17 protein-coding genes and 1 pseudogene are annotated in these 19556 nt (G+C 56.2%); 7 read left to right on the top strand and 11 right to left on the bottom strand.

Annotated elements, in window-relative coordinates; all coding sequences use genetic code 11:
• Positions 1 to 183 precede the first annotated feature (183 nt).
• The 11 genes and pseudogenes from EL26_RS20925 to rpmH all read right to left on the bottom strand — a co-directional run bounded on the left by EL26_RS20925 (position 184) and on the right by rpmH (position 9796).
• On the bottom strand, positions 184 to 1041 hold the full coding sequence (locus tag EL26_RS20925) for a ParB/RepB/Spo0J family partition protein (RefSeq protein WP_038093844.1): 858 nt from the start codon (positions 1039 to 1041) through the stop codon (positions 184 to 186).
• Complete coding sequence (locus tag EL26_RS20930; RefSeq protein WP_038093847.1) at positions 1038 to 1796, bottom strand: ParA family protein; 759 nt, start codon at positions 1794 to 1796, stop codon at positions 1038 to 1040. Before EL26_RS20930 ends, EL26_RS20925 begins: the two co-directional genes overlap by 4 nt.
• 148 nt (positions 1797 to 1944) lie before the next feature.
• A complete protein-coding gene (noc, locus tag EL26_RS20935; protein WP_038093851.1) occupies positions 1945 to 2790 on the bottom strand; it encodes a nucleoid occlusion protein in 846 nt (281 codons plus the stop codon).
• 137 nt (positions 2791 to 2927) lie between these two features.
• Complete coding sequence (gene rsmG / locus EL26_RS20940; protein WP_038093854.1) at positions 2928 to 3653, bottom strand: 16S rRNA (guanine(527)-N(7))-methyltransferase RsmG; 726 nt, start codon at positions 3651 to 3653, stop codon at positions 2928 to 2930.
• Positions 3646 to 5532: a tRNA uridine-5-carboxymethylaminomethyl(34) synthesis enzyme MnmG gene (mnmG, locus tag EL26_RS20945; RefSeq protein WP_038093858.1), complete on the bottom strand. Its 1887-nt coding sequence runs from the start codon at positions 5530 to 5532 to the stop codon at positions 3646 to 3648. Before mnmG ends, rsmG begins: the two co-directional genes overlap by 8 nt.
• Positions 5533 to 5550: 18 nt before the next feature.
• Positions 5551 to 6930 (bottom strand): tRNA uridine-5-carboxymethylaminomethyl(34) synthesis GTPase MnmE, encoded by a 1380-nt coding sequence (gene mnmE / locus EL26_RS20950; RefSeq protein ID WP_038093859.1) that lies wholly within the window; start codon positions 6928 to 6930, stop codon positions 5551 to 5553.
• Positions 6931 to 7168: 238 nt separating this feature from the next.
• Positions 7169 to 8056 carry an RNA-binding cell elongation regulator Jag/EloR gene (gene jag, locus EL26_RS20955; protein WP_081857380.1) on the bottom strand — a complete coding sequence of 296 codons (888 nt, stop codon included), beginning with the start codon at positions 8054 to 8056 and terminating at the stop codon, positions 7169 to 7171.
• Positions 8053 to 8835 carry a YidC/Oxa1 family membrane protein insertase gene (locus EL26_RS20960; protein WP_238546161.1) on the bottom strand — a complete coding sequence of 261 codons (783 nt, stop codon included), beginning with the start codon at positions 8833 to 8835 and terminating at the stop codon, positions 8053 to 8055. The genes jag and EL26_RS20960 overlap by 4 nt, the downstream gene beginning before the upstream one ends.
• Positions 8811 to 9092, bottom strand: coding sequence for a membrane protein insertion efficiency factor YidD (gene yidD / locus EL26_RS24740; protein ID WP_081857381.1), 282 nt, complete (start codon positions 9090 to 9092; stop codon positions 8811 to 8813). Before yidD ends, EL26_RS20960 begins: the two co-directional genes overlap by 25 nt.
• A 134-nt stretch (positions 9093 to 9226) precedes the next feature.
• Positions 9227 to 9544 (bottom strand): annotated as a pseudogene (gene rnpA / locus EL26_RS20965) (ribonuclease P protein component); the annotation flags it as partial.
• Positions 9545 to 9661: 117 nt separating this feature from the next.
• A complete protein-coding gene (gene rpmH / locus EL26_RS24745; protein WP_081857382.1) occupies positions 9662 to 9796 on the bottom strand; it encodes a 50S ribosomal protein L34 in 135 nt (44 codons plus the stop codon).
• 560 nt (positions 9797 to 10356) lie between these two features.
• Between rpmH and dnaA the strand changes: the two genes are divergently transcribed.
• The 7 genes from dnaA (at position 10357) to gyrA (ending at position 19376) form a co-directional block, all read left to right on the top strand.
• The gene (gene dnaA / locus EL26_RS20970; protein WP_038093862.1) at positions 10357 to 11718 is read left to right on the top strand and encodes a chromosomal replication initiator protein DnaA; all 1362 of its coding nucleotides are present in this window, start codon (positions 10357 to 10359) and stop codon (positions 11716 to 11718) included.
• A gap of 265 nt (positions 11719 to 11983) precedes the next feature.
• The gene (dnaN, locus tag EL26_RS20975) at positions 11984 to 13120 is read left to right on the top strand and encodes a DNA polymerase III subunit beta (protein ID WP_038093864.1); all 1137 of its coding nucleotides are present in this window, start codon (positions 11984 to 11986) and stop codon (positions 13118 to 13120) included.
• 22 nt (positions 13121 to 13142) lie between these two features.
• Positions 13143 to 13370, top strand: coding sequence for a S4 domain-containing protein YaaA (gene yaaA / locus EL26_RS20980; RefSeq protein ID WP_038093867.1), 228 nt, complete (start codon positions 13143 to 13145; stop codon positions 13368 to 13370).
• Entirely contained in the window at positions 13371 to 14480 is a 1110-nt protein-coding gene (recF, locus tag EL26_RS20985; RefSeq protein ID WP_038093870.1) for a DNA replication/repair protein RecF, read from the top strand.
• A gap of 10 nt (positions 14481 to 14490) precedes the next feature.
• The gene (gene remB, locus EL26_RS20990; protein WP_038093873.1) at positions 14491 to 14742 is read left to right on the top strand and encodes an extracellular matrix regulator RemB; all 252 of its coding nucleotides are present in this window, start codon (positions 14491 to 14493) and stop codon (positions 14740 to 14742) included.
• Positions 14743 to 14908: 166 nt separating this feature from the next.
• A complete protein-coding gene (gene gyrB, locus EL26_RS20995; RefSeq protein ID WP_038093876.1) occupies positions 14909 to 16837 on the top strand; it encodes a DNA topoisomerase (ATP-hydrolyzing) subunit B in 1929 nt (642 codons plus the stop codon).
• Positions 16838 to 16862: 25 nt separating this feature from the next.
• The gene (gyrA, locus tag EL26_RS21000) at positions 16863 to 19376 is read left to right on the top strand and encodes a DNA gyrase subunit A (protein ID WP_038093879.1); all 2514 of its coding nucleotides are present in this window, start codon (positions 16863 to 16865) and stop codon (positions 19374 to 19376) included.
• The last annotated feature ends 180 nt before the right edge of the window (positions 19377 to 19556 follow it).

Here is a 19556-nt window from a genome sequence, read left to right on the forward strand (position 1 = left end):
TTTCAAAAAAACGCCCATCCGCGAATGTTTCGACGCTTCTCGACGGCAAAAATCTCCACACTTCGACCTCTGTAAAAACCGCGTACCCCAGCACGTACATACACACTTGTACACCATACAAAAACAGCGAGACCTCGCATTTAACTTCATGCGCAGTCTCGCTTATCCGGCAATTCATTCATTTTATTTCGAGTTCATTAAACCCAAGATGCGTTCCAAATCATCTTGTGAAAAATACTCGATCTCAATCTTCCCGCGCTTTTTGCCCTGGTGGATTTTCACACCTGTGCCCAAACGGAAGCGAAACTCCTCTTCATATTGCTTAAGCACGGGGTTTTCCTTGGGCTGACGCTTCGGTTTTTCCGACTCGCGCTGGGTCAAATTCTGCAAGCGGTTGACCATGTGTTCGACTTCGCGAACGGAAAGTTCCTCGTCGATCGCCTTCTCCGCGAGCTGAATCTGCGTTTTCTTGTCACTGAGTCCCAAAAGCGCTCTTGCATGTCCCATCGAGAGCGTGCCCCGCGAGACGTGCTCGCGAATCTCGCCCGGCAGGTTCAAGAGGCGCAACGTATTCGCCACATGTGAACGGCTCTGGCCGACTTTCTTCGCCAGGATATCTTGCGTCATGTTGAACTTCTCCATGAGGCTCTGATACGCTTCGGCGACTTCGATCGGGTTGAGGTCTTCGCGCTGCAAGTTCTCGATCAGCGCGATCTCGTTCATCTGCGCATCTGTAAAATTGCGGACGACCACCGGAACTTGTTCCAGACCCGCGCCTTGCGCCGCCCGCCAACGGCGTTCCCCGGCGACGATCTCGTAACCGCGCACCGCTTGGCGCACGACGATCGGCTGGATGATGCCGTGTTCCTTGACCGAATCCACCAACTCCGCCATCTTCTCTTCGTCAAAGACGCGGCGGGGCTGGTAGGGGTTCGGGCGCATCTCTTTCACCGATGCTTTGGCCACTTGCTCGTCCGCTTTCGGGCTCGTTTGGAAGATCGCATCAAGCCCTCGTCCCAGACCGCCGGATCGCTTGTTCATGCGCCCACCACTTCCTTCGCGAGCTCCAAATACACCTCAGCGCCACGCGAGCGCGGGTCGTACTGGATGATCGACTGTCCGTGCGACGGTGCTTCTCCCAAGCGCACGTTGCGCGGGATGACCGTGGTGTAGACTTTTTCCCGGAAGTACTTTTTCACTTCTTCGATGACTTGCAAGCCCAGATTCGTCCGTGCATCGAGCATCGTGAGCAGCACGCCTTCGATTTCCAAGTGCGTGTTCAGATGCTTCTGCACCATCCGAATCGTATTCAAAAGCTGGCTCAGACCCTCCAGCGCATAATACTCACACTGAATCGGGATCAACACCGAATCAGAAGCCGTCAGCGAATTGACCGTCAAAAGTCCCAGCGACGGCGGGCAATCGATCAGCATGTAATCGTATTGGCTTTTGATCGGTTGCAACGCTTGACGCAAGCGCACTTCGCGCGACATCGTCGGCACCAACTCAATCTCCGCGCCGGCCAGTTGAATCGTCGCCGGCAAGATGTTGAGATTTGGAACCTCCGTCGGCAAAATCGCTTCCACCGCGTTGACCTCGTTGATGATCACATCGTAAATATCGTAACGCACATCCGCCTTGTTGATGCCAATCCCGCTCGTGGTGTTGCCCTGCGGGTCGATGTCAATTAACAGGACGCGCTTCCCCAGACTCGCCAGACAGGCGCCCAGATTGACGGCGGTTGTGGTTTTTCCAACGCCACCCTTCTGGTTCGCCACTGCGATGACTCTCGCCATGAGCATCCACCTCTTTCAAAACTGTAAGCACGCAATCTCCATTTTACAAGATATCGCAGAAAAAGAATAGAACAGAAAAAGCAGGCAAACGCCTGCTAGGAAAACAATGCATGGTAGATCAACCAAATGATCGCACAAACGAAAGATTTTACGATTTCGTCTTCGGAACTCGGATCACGAATTGGTAATACTCTTCGTGGTCTTCCTCTTCCTTCTCACAATGAATGCCGCTTTGCACAATCATGTCCAGCGACTGGCGAATCGTGTTGACCGCCAAGCGAATGTCGCGGGAGAACGAGATCTTGCGCGGTTTCTTGACCGGAGTTTCCGCTTCGATCAACGCTTTGATCCGCGCTTCGGTCTGCTTGACGTTCATCTCCTTGGTCGTGATTTCGGAGAGAACTTTCAATTGCAATTCTTCTGACGGCAACGCCAGCAACGCCCGGGCGTGACGCTCCGAGACTTTGCGCGCCATCAGCGCCATTTGAACTTCCTGCGGCAGGTTCAACAAGCGCAGTTTGTTGGCAATGGTGGACTGACCCTTGCCCAGTCGCTGCGCCAAGCTCTCTTGCGTCAGCCCGTGCAACTCCAGAAGTTGCTGATAGGCGACCGCTTCTTCGATGGCCGTCAACCCTTCGCGTTGCAAGTTCTCAATCAGCGCCACAGAAGCTGCTTGCGAATCGTTAAGATCGCGAATGATAGCAGGAATCGTCTCAAAGCCCAATTTCGTGCACGCGCGCCAACGGCGCTCACCGGCGATCAATTCATAAGTATCGCCGACTTTGCGTACGACGATGGGTTGAATCATCCCGTGAGTTCGAATCGTCTGTGCCAACTCTTCGATGCGTTCGTCGTCGAAGATTGTCCGGGGCTGATAGGGGCTCGACACAATCTGGCCAATCGGAATCTGCAAGACTTCTTCCTGACTTGTACCGTTTTCGTTATCCGACTCCCGATCCCCGCGACCGAAGAAACGAGACAATGGTTTATTCATCACCGACTCACCCACCTACTCCGTAAAAAACTCAGGTAAAAACAAGTCACCCTCTATTTCGTCAATCCTTGCGGTTTTTCCTGCTAATCGGTCAAATATAACAAATGTTCCTACGGTTTTACAAGACTCGACGCGCTCTACAGCGGCGTTTTCGACGGAGTCCCCGCTTTGCGCGGATATTGTTTCGGCGTTTCCTTCACTTTTTCCACAACGACGATGTTGCGCGTGCCAAGATTGTCCGGCAGATCCATTTTCAGCAGGTCGACCACTTTGCCGCCGAGCACTTGCAGCGCTTTGGCAGACTCGGACACCTCATTGTCCGCTTCCGGCCCTTTCATCGCAAAAAAATGACCTCCCACGCGCACATACGGCAAGCACAACTCCAACAGCACGTTCAAACGGGCGACGGCGCGGGCGGTGACTTGATCAAAATTTCCTCGGAAATTTTTTTCCGGCTTCGCGAAGTCTTCGGCGCGCCCGTGCAGCGCTTTGTAGTTCGGCGTTCCGAGCGCCGCCGACAATTCGTTCAGGAACCCGATGCGCTTGTTCAGCGAATCGACCACCGTGCAGACGGTGTCGGGAGCGGCGATGTGCATCGGCAGAGACGGGAAGCCCGCCCCGGCGCCGACGTCGAGCAGCGTGCCCTCGCGGCGGAACTGCTTCAGTTTCAACAGCATCATCGAGTCATAGAAGTGTTTGAAAAAAACACCCTCTTCGTCGGTGATCGCCGTCAAGTTCATTTTTTCATTCCATTCGACCAGCCACTTGAAATACATTTCGTACTGCCCCATCTGGCGGTCGGTCAATTCCACGCCGAGGCCCTCTGCCACAGCCGCACGAAAACGCGTTTGCACCTCACTCATGAACGGCACTCCTTCTCTGCAAGCCTTCCAAGTAGACCATCAGAATCGAAATGTCTGCCGGGTTGACGCCGGAGATGCGCGAGGCTTGGCCGATGGAGATCGGCTTGATCTTGATCAGCTTTTCGCGCGATTCGCTGGAAAGGCCCTTGATTTCGTTGTAGTCGATGTCGTCGGGGATTTTTTTCTCCTCGAGCTTGCGTTGTTTTTCGATCTGCTGGTTCGATTTTTCGATGTAGCCCGCGTACTTGATCTGGATTTCCACCTGCTCTTTGACTTCCCAATGCAGATCTTCCGCGGACGGCGCGACGTCTTCGATGACGTTGTAGCCGACTTCCGGACGGCGCAGCAGTTGGTCGAGCGTCACGGCGTCGTGGATTTCCTTGGAGCCGAGCTCCACCAGTTTCGGGTTGATCTCGTCCGCTTTGAGGCGGGTTTTGGCGAGGCGCGCTTTTTCCTGCTCGATCGCTTCCCGCTTCTTCATGAAGCGCACGAAGCGCTCTTCCGGCAAGAGGCCGATCTTATAACCGATTTCACAGAGGCGCAGGTCGGCGTTGTCGTTGCGCAGGATCAGGCGGTACTCGGCGCGCGACGTCAGCAGGCGGTACGGCTCCAGCGTCCCTTTGGTGACGAGGTCGTCGATCATGACGGCGATGTACGCGTCGGAGCGCTCCAAGATCACCGGCTCGCGGTTCAAGGCGTTCATCGCGGCGTTGATGCCGGCGATCAGGCCTTGTCCCGCCGCTTCCTCGTACCCGGACGTGCCGTTGATTTGCCCGGCGGTGAACAGACCCGCCACTTGCTTTGTCTCCAACGTCAACTGCAATTGCGTCGGGACCACCGCGTCGTACTCGATCGCATAGCCGGGGCGCATCATTTCGACGTTCTCAAGGCCCGGAATCGTGCGCAAGACGCGCATCTGGACTTCTTCCGGCAGCGAGGTGGAGAGCCCTTGGACATAGTATTCCGCCGTGTAGCGGCCTTCCGGTTCGAGGAAGACTTGGTGGTTCGGACGCTCCGAGAAGCGCACGACTTTGTCTTCGATCGACGGGCAATAGCGCGGACCGGTGCCTTCGATCAGGCCGGAGAACATCGGAGCGCGGTGCAGGTTTTCTTGAATGATCCGGTGCGTGTCCGGGTTGGTGTACGTCAGCCAGCACGGCATCTGCTCGCGGGGCATGATGTCGTCGGCAAACTGGAAATGCAGCGGGTCGCGGTCGCCCGGCTGGATTTCACACTTCGTGAAGTCGATGGAGTCGCGGTGGACGCGCGGCGGCGTGCCGGTTTTAAAGCGCACGAGTTGGAAGCCGAGGTCGAGCAGCGAGTCGGTCAGCTTCACCGACGGCAACTGCCCGTTCGGGCCGCCGGAGTATTGCACTTCGCCCATGATGATCTTGCCGCGCAAGTACGTGCCGGTCGTGACGACGACCGATTGCGCGGTGTAGGTGGCGCCGGTATTGGTGACGACCGCTTTGATCCGTCCGTTTTCGGTCAACAGCTCTTCGGCCATGCCTTGTCTTACGGTCAAGTTCGGCGTGTTCTCGACCGTCTCTTTCATTTTGTGCGAGTAGAAAAATTTATCGGCCTGCGCGCGCAGAGCATGCACAGCCGGGCCCTTGCCGGTGTTCAGCAAGCGCAGTTGCAAGTAGGTAAGGTCGGTGTTGCGGCCCATCTCGCCGCCCAGCGCGTCGATTTCACGCACCACGTTGCCCTTGGCCGGGCCCCCGACGGACGGGTTGCAGGGCATGTGGGCGATCATGTCGAGGTTGATCGTGAGCAGCAGCGTTTTGCAGCCGAGTCGCGCTGACGCCAAAGCCGCTTCGACCCCGGCATGTCCCGCCCCGATCACGATGACCTGGTAGTCTCCAGCATGGTATTGCATGGTTGTCTCCCCTTTCTCTTATTTCCCGAGGCAGAACTGCGAGAAGATCTGGTCGAGCAGATCGTCCGCCACCGCTTCGCCGACGACTTCGCCAAGCGACATCCAGCAGTTGCGCACATCGACCGCGACCAGATCGAGCGTCAACCCGACGCGGGCGCTCTCCAGCGCTTCGCCCATCTCGCGTTTGGCCTTCTCCAGCAGCGCCACATGGCGGGCGTTCGAGAGATAGGTGCTCTCTTGGCCTTCGATCCCGCCGGAGAGGAACAAGTCTTCCACCGCGCGCTCCAACTGCTCCATGCCTTCCCCTGTCGCCACCGAGGTCTCGACGATTTTGAAATCTCCGGCGAGAGCGCGCAGTTCGTCGAGGTCGGCGCGGCGCGGCAGGTCGGTTTTGTTCAAAATCACGATGGTCGGGCGAATCTTCACCGCCTCGGCGAGCTCGCGGTCGATTTCATGGAGCGGACGCGAGGCGTCGATCATGAACAGCACGAGGTCGGCTGCTTCGAGCGCTTCCCGGGAACGCTCCACGCCGAGCTTCTCGACGATGTCTTCCGTTTCGCGAATGCCCGCCGTGTCGATGATGTTCAGCGGAATTCCGCGCAAGTTGATGTGCTCTTCCAAAATGTCGCGGGTCGTGCCCTCGATGTCGGTGACGATGGCGCGGTTGGTGCGCGAGAGGGCGTTGAGCAGCGACGATTTGCCGACGTTGGGCTTGCCGATGATCACCGTCTTGAGCCCTTCGCGCAGAATTTTGCCGGTCGTCGCTCCGCCGAGCAGCCGGTCAATCTCGTCGACGATCCGGTCGCCCTCCGAGATCACGTGCTGGATCGTCACATCCTCGACGTCGTGCTCCGGGTAGTCGATCGTCACTTCGATATGAGCGAGCATCTCGACCATCTTCTGCCGCAGTTCGCGGATCTTCTTGGAGAGACCGCCCTCGACTTGGCGAAACGCGACTTTCATCGCGGCGTCCGTTTTCGAGCGGATCACGTCGATGACCGCTTCCGCTTGCGAGAGGTCGATCCGCCCGTTCAGAAACGCGCGTTTCGTAAACTCGCCCGGCTCCGCAAGACGCGCTCCGTGGTTGAGCACGAGGCGCATCACGCGCTGCACCGCGACGATGCCGCCGTGACCCTGAATTTCCACGACCTGCTCGCCCGTATAGGTGCGCGGCGCGTGAAACACCGCGCAAAAAACTTCATCGACACGCTCGTCGGTCTGTGGATCCACGATATAGCCGTAGTTCATCGTATGGCTGTCCACAGCGGCCAGAGGTTTTTTTCCTTGGTAGATCTTATCCACAACGCGTACCGCATCGCTGCCGCTCACCCGGATCACGCTGATGCTGCCTTCTCCCAGTGCGGTGGCGATGGCGGCAATCGTGTCAAATTCCTTCATTAGACCTCGCTCCTGTCTTCCTTCTTCCAACCAGTTTGCCCGTTCCTTCCCTTGTGCATAACCATTCTATCATAGCGCAAAACATTGGCAAGAACTATCCACATGTGGATACATTTCCGTGAAACTCGTCCATAAAAAAACGAACCTGTTATCCACAGATTCGCTTCCACACCTACGAAAAAGACATACAAAAAAGCGGCCCTCGCGAGGCCGCTTCGTTTGCGTACGATCAAATTGCTTAGGCGTTCGGTGCCGGATCGCGATCCGATCGGTTGGTCGATTTCGCTGCTGCTTTGTTGCCGCGGCCTTGACCCTGGCGGCGCGGATTGCTTTTGCGCGGCGGGTTTGCGCCTTCGCTCTTGCGCGGATGGCGCGGCTTGTGCGAGTGCGACGGCGTGACTCCGCGCGGCGTGATCACGACTTTGCGATACGGTTCCTCGCCAAGTGAATGCGTCGTCACATCGGAGCGATGCTGCAAGTAGGCGTGAATCACTTTGCGCTCCGAGTTGCCCATCGGCTCCAACACGACTTCGCGGCGGGTTTGCACCGCTTTCTTCGCGAGCCGATCGGCCAGTCGTTCGAGCGTTTCCTTGCGTCGGGATCGGTAATCTTCGGCGTCGAGCTGCACGCGCAGGAACTTCTCGCTGTGCTTGTTCGCCACCAAATTCACCAGCGTTTGCAACGAATCGAGCGTCGCTCCGCGGCGGCCGATCAGCATGCCGATCGATTCACCATGGAGACGGAAGAGATGCGTGTGGTCTTGCTCTTCCTCGACGGTGACGGCGATGTCCGAGAGGTTCATCGCCGCCAGCACTTCGTCGAGAAACTTGCGCGCTTCGAGGATCGGGTCGCGAGTCGTAGCGGGAGCCGGCGTTTTTGTCACGATCGGTTGTTTTGCCGTCGGTGCGACGGTCGCCACAACCGGCGGTGCTGCCACAACTGCCGGCGCTTCTTCGATCACTTCCACCTCGATCTCGGCGTCGCGCTTGCCAAACAAGCCGAAAAGACCGCGACTGGGCTGCGTCAAAATGGTGATGTTTACGCGATCACGAGAGACCCCGAGCTTGTTCAGCGCGAGTTCGGTTGCGAGTTCAACCGTCTTCCCCGTTGTGATCACTTTCTTCATTTAGACTTCCCTCCGGTTTTCGCGGCCTTGGGTTCCGGCGGCGCGGCGTTGCGGATGCCCTTGGTGAAGTACGTTTGGATGATCGTCAGGATGTTGCCGAAGATCCAGTACAGACCGAGTGCGGCCGGGAACTGCCAGGTGAAGAACGCGATCATCGCCGGCATGAAGAACAACATCATCTTGGCGTTGGCATCTTTGGAGGAAGCCATCGACATCTTGGACTGCAGGAACGTCGTCCCCGCCGAGAGAATCGCCAAAATCAAGTTCGCGATGCCTTGCTTCTCGGAGAGCGCGAGGATTCCGAGGAACATGTGTTCCTTCAGATGCGGATTCAAGTTGATCGATTGGTAGAGCGCGAACAGGATCGGCATCTGCACGATGATCGGCAGGCAGCCGGAGAACGGGTTCGCTCCGTATTGTTGGAAGATCTTCATCGTTTCTTGGTTGATCTTCTCTTTGTCGTCCTTGTACTTCTCGCGGATCTTCGCAAGTTCCGGTTGGATCGACTGCATGACTTTTTGGTAACGGATCTGCTTCATCATCAACGGGAAGACGATGATGCGGACGATCAGCGTGACGATGAGGATCGCCACCCCGTAGTCGCCGATGGCGTTGTAGAAGAAGTCGAGGCCGTCAGAGACGAAGCCGACGAACTTGCCCCAGATTCCGCTGCGATCGATCTCACCGGTATTGGTCGTATGAGCCGTACAACCCGTGAGCGTCATCGCGAGGACGACCAGCAGCATGAAGATGCTCAGTCGTGATTGTTTACGCAACACGCAGAGTTCCCCTCCTTGGTGTGAGCATCAGGATGTGTATGTAGTCGGTCCGGCACCGGGTCGTAACCACCGGGATGCCAAGGTCCGCACTTCACCAAACGTACGGCAGTCAAAAAAAGACCCCGCGCCGCTCCGTGCTTCTGCACAGCTTCCACGCCGTAAGCAGAGCAAGTCGGATAAAACCGACAGGTCGGAGGCTTGAGCGGAGAGATGAACTTCCGGTAGAAGCGAAAAAACGCGAGGATTCCGCGCTTCATGAGGAAGTCCTTCCCTTAGAAGCGGCGGCCGGGTTGGATTGCCCCGGTTTGCCCTCGCCGCGCTTGTTGCTTGCGCTCCGCCGTGCGGATGCGTTCGCTTTGCGCTGGTTTGCGTCCACGCCGTTCTCCATGTTGCGCAAGAGATGCTGGACGTTTTGCCGGATCGTATGAAAATCAAGCTCCGCTGCCGACGGCCGCGCGATCACCACGAAGTCGTAGGATTCCGTGACTTTTTCCTTCTCCAAGCGGAAGGCTTCCCGCAGCAATCGCTTGACGCGGTTGCGGGTGACCGCCTTGCCGACTTTCTTGGAAACGGAAAAGCCCACGCGAAAAGCGGGGTTCGTCGGAGTCTTCAAATAGTAGAGAACGAGATAGCGATTGGCAAACGAATGACCGTGATGGAACACCCGTTGAAAATCTCGTTTGTCTGTCAGTCTGTGAATACGCTGCAACATGAGTCTGGCCCCCATTCCATCTCTAGTATCGGAAGCAAGGGTGCCGTTTAACCGCCTCATTTTCGGCCTGTAAACCCACCTATTATGTAGAAAAAAGGCCACAAAAATGTGGCCTTATGCGGAAAGAACCTTTCTGCCTTTAGCACGGCGGCGAGCCAGCACGCGGCGGCCGTTTTTGGACGCCATGCGAGCGCGGAAACCGTGGACTTTTTTACGCTTGCGTACATTCGGACGGTAAGTCGGTCCCATCATTACACCTCCCTACAACTTGTCTATTGTCAAGGACGCGAAGTCACTTGTTAGAGACAATATTCCTCATCATTATAGCCGAGACGGACAAATGACGCAAGTGCAAAGCCCGGAGGAAGGTCATTCCTTTTTTTCAAAGAGCCCGAAAAACGCCTGTGGATAACGCATTCGACAGGAGGGAAAGTTTTCGACAGGGTTAGCAACACCCTTATCCACAATCCACACGGGTGTGAACAAACGTTCTTGCCTACTGTTCTCTATGTGGATAAGTTCCAAAAGTCCCGTTGTCATGAGGGTTTGCAATCTGGTAGAATGGAAAAGCCGCTTGTGGAGAAAAGTTTCCGATCCACATAGTTACTCACAGCTGTGGATAAGTTTGTGGATAGTTATCCTCCCCCTGTGTACGGCTTGTCCACACGGTTGGGGATACGGTTTACATCGTTTGTCAAATCGTATAAAATATCGACATCTTTTGCCTACATTATTATCCACAGTTCTTGTTGATGAAGAAACACTGTGGGTTTTTATTTGTGCACTTTTTGAGGAGGTTCTCGTCTTCTATGGACCGGCAAGCAGTTGACCTGTGGCAGAAAACCTTGGCCACTCTCGAGACGAAGCTCTCCAAGCCGAGTTTTGAGACCTGGTTCAAGGCGACGAAGCCCGTCTCCTTTGAATCGAATACCCTGATCGTCAGCGTCCCGAACGATTTTGCACGCGACTGGCTGGAATCTCGGTACTCCCACATCATCAAAGATACACTCGCCGCGTTAACGATGTCAGAGGTTGCGGTCAAGTTCGTCATTCCCCAGGTCTTCGATGAATCTCTCTATGAGAACTCGCCCAAGCCTGTGCCGGCGAACGCGACGCAAAACGGAACCTCCGGCGAAGAATTCGTGCCGTCCGCCCTGAATCCGAAGTACACCTTCGACACGTTTGTCATCGGGGCCGGCAATCGATTCGCGCACGCGGCGTCTCTCGCGGTGGCGGAAGCTCCGGCCAAAGCGTACAACCCGCTGTTCATCTACGGGGGGGTCGGTCTTGGCAAAACGCACTTGATGCACGCGATCGGTCATTATGTACTCGATACGAACCCGGCGGCGAAAGTGGTCTACATCTCGTCCGAAAAGTTCACCAACGAGTTCATCAACGCCATCCGCGACAACCGGCCGATCGATTTTCGCAACAAGTACCGCAACGTCGATGTCCTCTTGATTGACGATATTCAATTTCTGGCCGGCAAAGAACAAACCCAAGAGGAATTCTTCCATACATTCAACGCGCTGCACGAGGAGAACAAGCAGATCATCATCTCCTCCGACCGCCCGCCGAAGGAAATTCCCACGCTGGAAGACCGGTTGCGCTCGCGCTTTGAATGGGGTTTGATCACCGACATCCAACCGCCGGACTATGAAACCCGGATTGCGATCTTGCGCAAGAAAGCCAAGGCTGAAGCCCTGGACATTCCCAACGATGTCATCTCGCACATCGCCAACAAGATCGACACCAACATCCGGGAACTCGAAGGCGCGCTGATCCGCGTCGTCGCGTATTCGTCGCTGATCAACCGCGATCTCTCGGCGGAACTGGCGGCGGAAGCGCTCAAGGACATCATCCCGTCGAACAAGCCGAAGCAGATCACGATCCACGACATTCAAAAAGCGGTCGGCGAGCACTTCGATATGAAACTCGACGACTTCAAAGCCAAAAAGCGCACGAAGGCCATCGCCTTCCCGCGCCAGATCGCCATGTACCTCGCCCGCGAGCTGACCGATTTCTCGCTGCCCAAAATCGGCGATGAATTCGGCGGCCGCGACCACACCACCGTCATCCATGCGCACGAGAAGATCGCCAAGGAACTGCAAACCGACTTCACGCTGCGCCAGACGGTCGAATCATTAAAAGAGAAGCTCGGGCACAACTAACAAGTGTGGATATCCGTTGTGACCAAACTGTGCATAACTTTTAGGTGAAATGTGAGCTTGGATATGTGGATAAGTCTGTCGAACATGCTCACATTTTGTCCACACCGAGAAAACCCGGCTGCCGCTGGGGTTTTCGGCGTTATCCACATATTCAGGGCGCCTACTAGTATTAGTACTAAAAAAGATCTTTATCTATCACCTACAACAATATGCGTTGCAGAGCTGTTATAGTACACCTAAGAGATGCCAGCGAGGGGGCTGCTTCATGAAAATCACCATTCTAAAAAACCAATTGGTGCAGGCTATACAAAACGTGCACAAAGCGGTTTCCAGCAAGTCGACGATTCCCGTTTTGTCGGGCATCAAGATGCTTGCGGACGACCAAGGTCTGCACTTCACCGCCACCGACTTGGAGATCGGGATTGAAACGTTGGTGCCGACTCTCATAGACGATGAAGAAATCGTCCAAGTTAAAGAGGCAGGCGCGATCGTGCTGTCCGCCCGCTTCTTCGGCGAGATCGTGCGCAAACTTCCCGGCAAAACCGTTGAGATCGAAGTCAAGCAAAACTACCTCACGATCATCCGCTCCGGCAAAACGGAATACAATTTGCACGGTTTGGATCACGAAGAATTCCCGCGACTGCCGCAAGTGGCCGACAACCGCGTGTTTTCCGTGCAATCGGATATTTTGAAAGACATGATTCGTCAAACCTCTCTCGCCGTCTCCACCGAAGAGATTCGTCCGGTGCTGACCGGCGTTGTGTTCTCGCTGAAAAACGGCAACTTGAAGTTCGTCGCCACCGACTCGCACCGACTCGCCACCCGTGAATCCGTGGTGGAAGCACCCCCGGAGCTGGAATTTGCCAACGTCATCGTGCCGGGCAAATCCCTGAATGAACTGGGCCGGCTGCTTGCGGACGACGATTCGCTGGTCGATGTGCTCGTCGCCGAAAACCAAGTGCTGGTCAAGATGGGCCACACGAAGTTCTACACCCGCTTGATCGACGGCCAATACCCGGACATCTCGCGGATCATTCCGAGCACGTTTAAAACCGGCATGACCGTCAACACCAAGGAACTGCAAGGCGCCATCGAGCGTGCGGCGCTCGTCGCCAAAGAGAACGACAACAACCTCGTTCGCTTCAACATCAAGCAAAACCGCCTCGAAATCTCTTCGAACTCGCCGGACGCGGGCAAGATGTCCGAACCGATCGACGAGATCGAAGTGACCGGCGACGACTTGGTGATCGCGTTTAACTCGAAGTATTTCCTCGATGCGCTGCGCGTGATCGACAGCCCGGACATCTTGATCGAGTTCACGGGCTCGATGAGCCCGTTCCTGATCAAACTGCCGGACAACCCGCGCTACCTGCACTTGATTTTGCCGGTTCGCATTTACTAATTTCCTGAAGGAGTCGAACAGCATGGCTGCACATGAGGTATACCTGTCCAAGGACGAGATCACGCTCGGACAATTCTTGAAGTTCGCCGACATCATCGACTCGGGCGGCATGACCAAGTGGTTTTTGGAAGAGCATGACATTACCGTCAACGGCGAAGTCGAGTCCCGCCGCGGCCGCAAACTGCACCCGGGCGATCTCGTCCATATCGCAGGCGTGGGCACGTACAAGCTGGAAAAGGAACAAGGGTAGATGTGGCTCAAAGCACTGGAACTTCGTGATTTTCGCAATTACGAGTCTCTGCAACTGTTTGACCTCTCGCCGCGGGTGAACATCTTCGTCGGCCAGAACGCCCAGGGCAAGACCAACGTCATCGAATCGGTGCTGATGCTTGCCGTTGCCAAAAGCCACCGCACGAACCGCGACGCCGAGATGATCCGCTTCGGCGGCGAGACGGCGCTTTTGCAAGGGATGGTCGAACGGGACAACCGCACGTACAAACTGGACTTGCACCTGTTGCAAAAAGGCAAGAAAAGCCGCGTCAACGGCGTGGAGAAACGCAAGATGAGCGACTTTGTCGGGCATTTGAACGTGGTGTTGTTCGCACCGGAAGACCTGCAATTGATCAAAGGCGGCCCGCAAACGCGGCGCCGCTTTCTCGACGTGGAAATCGGGCAGGTCTCCCCGCAATACCTCTACAACCTCTCCCAGTATCAAAAAGTCCTCCTCCAGCGCAACACTCTGCTCAAAGAGATCGCCAAGAAGGAAAAAACCGAAGAGTTGCTCTCGATTTGGGACGAGCAGCTCTGCGTGTACGGCGCCAAAGTGCTGCAAAAGCGCTTTGAGTTTGTGGACAAACTCGAAGGTTTTGCCCGCGACATCCACAGCCGGATCTCCGGCGGCAAAGAGCTGCTCTCGTTTCGTTATGTCAACTCGTTTGATTGGACGGAAGGCCAAGACGCGGCAGATCGTTTTTTCCAAACCTTGCAATCGAAGCGCAGATTGGATATCCTACGAGGAACTACGTCTGTCGGTCCGCACCGCGACGATTTGGAAGTGCGGATCGACGAGCGAGAGGTGCATACGTACGGGTCTCAAGGTCAGCAACGCACGGCGTCGCTGTCGATGAAACTGGCGGAGATCGAATTGATCAAGGCCGAAGTCGGCGAATATCCGGTGTTGTTGCTCGACGACGTGCTTTCGGAGTTGGACAGTGAACGGCAGCTGCATCTGGTCGAGAGCATGGGCGAACGCGTGCAGACTTTGATCACCACGACCAGCACGTACGGATTGGAGCAGTTCATGCAGGAAGAGGCGCACGTGTACCGCGTGGATCACGGCGCGATGTCCAGGGAAGGGTAGGTGTGGCTAGATGTTCATCCACTTGGGTGGAGACGTCATGGTGCAGAGCAAGGAAGTCATCGCGATTTTTGACCTCAAGATGAAATACTCGGCAGACGCGACCAAGGAGTTTCTCGACGTGGCAGACGAGGAAGGCTTTGTGGTGGTGATCGACGAGAACGAAAGCAAATCGTTCGTCGTGACGACCCGCAAAGTGTTTTACTCGCCGATTTCTTCGCTGACGTTGAAGAAAAGAGCCGGGTTCGTCTCCGAATTGGAATAGGACTACCAGGTGTTCACCGGGACTTCTGACCCGGTGGACTTTTAATTTGTGCGTTGAAATGATAGAATTTTATAGATTGGCGGTTCTCTACCAATCGCTTTTTTGGTTTTCATGAAACTTGGTTAGACTGGATACATATTCATTTTTCCTCTGGAGGGTTCAGACATTGACTCAGGAACAGAACGCCCACGTCTACGATGAGAATTCGATCCAGGTCCTCGAAGGACTCGAAGCCGTCCGCAAGCGTCCGGGCATGTATATTGGTTCCACCACTTCCCGGGGTCTCCATCATCTCGTCTGGGAAATCGTCGACAATGCGATCGACGAGGCACTGGCCGGTTACTGCGATCATGTTCAGGTGATGATTCACGAGGACAACTCCATCACCGTCATCGACAACGGCCGCGGCATTCCGACCGGTATCCATCCGAAGATGGGCATTCCGACGGTGGAGGTCGTCTATACCATTCTCCATGCCGGCGGGAAGTTCGGCGACGGCGGCTACAAAGTCTCCGGCGGTCTGCACGGCGTCGGGGCGTCTGTTGTCAACGCGCTGTCAGAATGGCTGAAAGTGGAAGTTCGCCAAAACGGCCAGATCTTCCGCCAGGACTACGAGCGAGGAACACCGCAAAACTCGTTGACTGTCGTGGGCCAAATGGAAGAGGGCATGCGCTCCGGCACGATCGTCACGTTTAAGCCGGACGCTGAGATTTTCCAAGAGACCACCGTGTATGAATACGACATTCTCGAAGGGCGTCTGCGCGAGTTGGCGTTCTTGAATGCAGGTCTTCGCATCACGCTGACCGACGAGCGCTCCGAACGGGAAAAAACCGACGAATTTCACTACGAAGGGGGCATCGCCTCTTTCGTCGAGTATTTGAATAAAGGCAAAGAAGTGCTGTTCACCCCGCCGGTCTTCACCTCCGGCGAGAAGGAAGGCATCACCGCGGAAGTCGCGCTGCAATACAACGACTCCTACTCCAAAGACAGCATCTATTCGTTTGCCAACAACATCAACACGCATGAGGGCGGCACGCACGAATCCGGCTTCAAGTCGGCCTTGACCCGCGTGATCAACGACTATGCCCGCCGTTACAACTTGCTCAAGGAAAGCGAGAGCAACTTGACGGGCGACGACGTGCGCGAAGGCATCTGCGCCGTCGTCTCGGTCAAAATCCCTGAGCCGCAGTTTGAGGGACAGACCAAGACGAAACTTGGCAACTCCGAAGTGCGGGGGATCGTCGAGACCCTTTTTGCGGAGAAGTTCATGCAGTTTCTCGAAGAGAACCCGTCGACGGGCAAGAAGATCGTCGAGAAGTCGCTGCTGGCGTTCCGCGCCCGTGAAGCGGCCCGCAAAGCACGTGAATTGACCCGCCGCAAATCGGCGCTGGAAGTGTCGTCGTTGCCGGGGAAACTTGCCGATTGCGCGTCCCGCGACCCGGCGGAATCGGAAGTCTTCATCGTCGAAGGCGACTCGGCGGGCGGTTCGGCGAAGCAAGGGCGCGACCGTCACCGCCAAGCGATCTTGCCGCTGCGCGGGAAGATCATCAACGTGGAGAAAGCCCGCCTGGACAAAATTCTGTCCAACAACGAGATCCGTACGATCATCACCGCGCTTGGCACGGGGATCGGCGATGATTTCAACATCGAGAAAGCCCGCTACCACAAGATCATCATCATGACCGACGCGGACGTTGACGGCTCGCACATCCGCATCTTGCTTTTGACGTTCTTCTACCGCTACATGCGTGAATTGATCAAAGTCGGCTACGTCTACATGGCGCAACCGCCGCTCTTCAAGATCTCCAAGGGCAAGAACGTCTCGTACGCCTACAGCGACAAGCAACTCGAAGAACGACTGAACGAGATTGGACGTCAGGGCGTCAACATCCAGCGCTATAAGGGTTTGGGCGAGATGAACCCGGAACAGCTCTGGGAGACGACGATGGACCCGGAGAGCCGCACCTTGCTGCAAGTCAGCATCGAAGACGCGGCGAAGGCGGAAATTCTGTTCGACCAACTGATGGGCGACCGCGTCGAACCGCGCCGCGATTACATCGAGCAGAACGCGCGCTTCGCGAACCTCGATATCTAATCTTGAACAGGTAAGGGGATACCCAATGGCAGACATCGATCGCAACCCGACGATAGACATCGCGAGCGAACTGAAAAGCTCTTTCATCGACTACGCGATGTCGGTTATCGTCTCCCGTGCACTGCCGGACGTGCGCGACGGCTTGAAGCCGGTGCACCGCCGGATTTTGTACGCAATGTTTGAAGCCGGGATGACGCCGGATAAACCGTACAAGAAATCGGCACGCGTTGTCGGCGACGTGCTGGCAAAATACCACCCGCACGGGGACTCTTCCGTGTACGATGCGCTCGTGCGGATGGCGCAGGACTTCAACACCCGCTACTTGCTGGTCGACGGCCACGGCAACTTCGGTTCCGTGGACGGCGACGCGGCGGCGGCGATGCGTTACACCGAGTCGCGCATGTCGCAGATCGCAATGGAATTGCTGCGTGACATCAACAAGGAAACTGTCGATTTCGTCCCGAACTACGACGGTTCGGAAAAGCAGCCGGACGTGTTGCCGTCGCGCTTCCCGAACCTGCTCGTCAACGGCTCCAACGGGATCGCCGTCGGGATGGCGACGAACATTCCGCCGCACAACTTGACCGAAGTCATCAACGGCGTGCTCGCGATGATCGAGAACCCGGAGATCACGGTGCAAGACCTCATGAAGATCATCACCGCGCCGGACTTCCCGACCGCCGGCTTGATTCTCGGCCGTTCCGGGATTCGCCAAGCGTATGAAACCGGGCGCGGCTCGATCATCATGCGCGCGAAAACGCACATCGAAGAAGCGAACAACGGCAAAGCGCGGATCATCGTCACCGAACTTCCGTACCAAGTCAACAAAGCCCGCCTCGTCGAAAAAATCGCGGAGCTCGTCCGCGATAAGAAGATCGACGGCATCACCGACCTGCGCGACGAATCGGACCGCACCGGGATGCGCGTCGTCATCGAGTTGCGCCGCGATGTGAAGCCGCAAGTGGTGCTGATGAACCTCTTCAAGCACACGCAGCTGCAATCGACGTTCGGCGTGAACATGCTGGCGCTCGTGAACAAGGAACCGCGCGTTCTGAACTTGCGCGAGGTGATCTACTACTACCTCGAACATCAGAAGGACGTCATCACCCGCCGCACCCAGTTCGAGCTGAAAAAGGCGCGTGCCCGCGCGCACATCCTCGAAGGTCTGCGTATCGCGCTCGACCACATCGACGAAGTGATCGCTCTGATTCGCGCCAATCGCACGACGGAAGATGCGCGCAACGCGTTGATGGAGCGCTTCGGCCTCTCCGAAGAGCAATCGCAAGCGATCCTCGACATGCGTCTGCAACGACTGACCGGCCTCGAACGCGACAAGATCGAGAACGAGTACAAAGAATTGATGGCGCTGATTGCCGAGCTTGAATCGATCTTGGCGGACCAGTCGAAACTCATGGGAGTCATCCGCGACGAGATCACCGAAATTCGCGACAAGTTCGGCGACGAGCGTCGCACGGTGGTCACTGCGGCGGAAGGCGACATCGACGAAGCAGACCTGATCCCGGTGGAAGACGTGGTCATCACGATCACGCACCAAGGGTATATCAAGCGTCTGCCGGCCAACACCTATCGCAGCCAGAAGCGCGGCGGGCGCGGCGTGACGGCGACGGGGATGAAAGAGGAGGACTTTGTCGAGCACCTCTTCACCACGTCTTCGCACAACTACCTGCTGTTCTTCACGAATCGCGGCAAAGCGTACCGGATCAAAGCGTACGAAGTGCCGGAGTTCGGACGCGCTGCCAAGGGGACGCCGATCATCAATGTGCTGAACATCGAACAGGGTGAGATGGTGTCGGCGGTGATTCCGCTTGAAAACCTCTCCGATTCGGCCGAAGTGGACGTCGATCATGATGATGTGCACGAGGAATCGGAAGCGGCGAACGGGCCGTTCTTGTTCTTGGCGACCCGTCGCGGGATCGTCAAGAAGACGCCGCTCACCGCGTACCAGAACATCCGCAAAGCCGGTCTGATCGCGTTGACGCTGAAGGACGAAGACGAATTGATCGGCGTCAAGTTGACCGACGGCAACCGCAACATCATCCTCGGCACTCGCAACGGCATGTCGGTGCATTTCCCGGAGAACGATGTTCGTTCGATGGGCCGCAACGCGGCCGGCGTGAAAGGGATCGAGTTGGATGCAGGCGACTACGTGATCGACATGGACGTCACCAACGACAACTGCCATGTGCTCGTCGTCTCCAGCAAAGGCTACGGCAAGCGTTCGCCGATCGATTCGTACCGCATCCAAGGCCGCGGCGGCCGTGGTCTGAAGACGATCGACCGCACGGAGAAGACCGGACATATCGCGGGGCTGAAAGTGGTCACCGAGGAAGACGACATCATGGTCATCACCAACACCGGCGTGGTCATCCGCATGGCGGTCAACACGATCTCCGAACTCAGCCGTATCACGCAGGGCGTCAAGTTGATCACCCTGCATGACGAGGAAGAGGAAGTCTCGACCGTCGCTCGCGTTCCGAAGAGCGATGAGGAAGAAACGCATACGAAAGACGAAGAATAGGAAAGTGAAAACCGTGTCTGCCGAAAGCAGGCACGGTTTTTTTGTGTTCTGTGAAAAGAGTGTTGACAGATTCATAGGGATATGATAGATTAGTTGAGTAGCCGCTGAGCTACAGCATTGATCCTTGAAAACTAAACGAGTGATAGATGAAGATCGATTCGAGCCAGAAGCTCTTCGGAG

This window comes from Tumebacillus flagellatus (genome assembly GCF_000714935.1).
Classification (GTDB): domain Bacteria; phylum Bacillota; class Bacilli; order Tumebacillales; family Tumebacillaceae; genus Tumebacillus; species Tumebacillus flagellatus.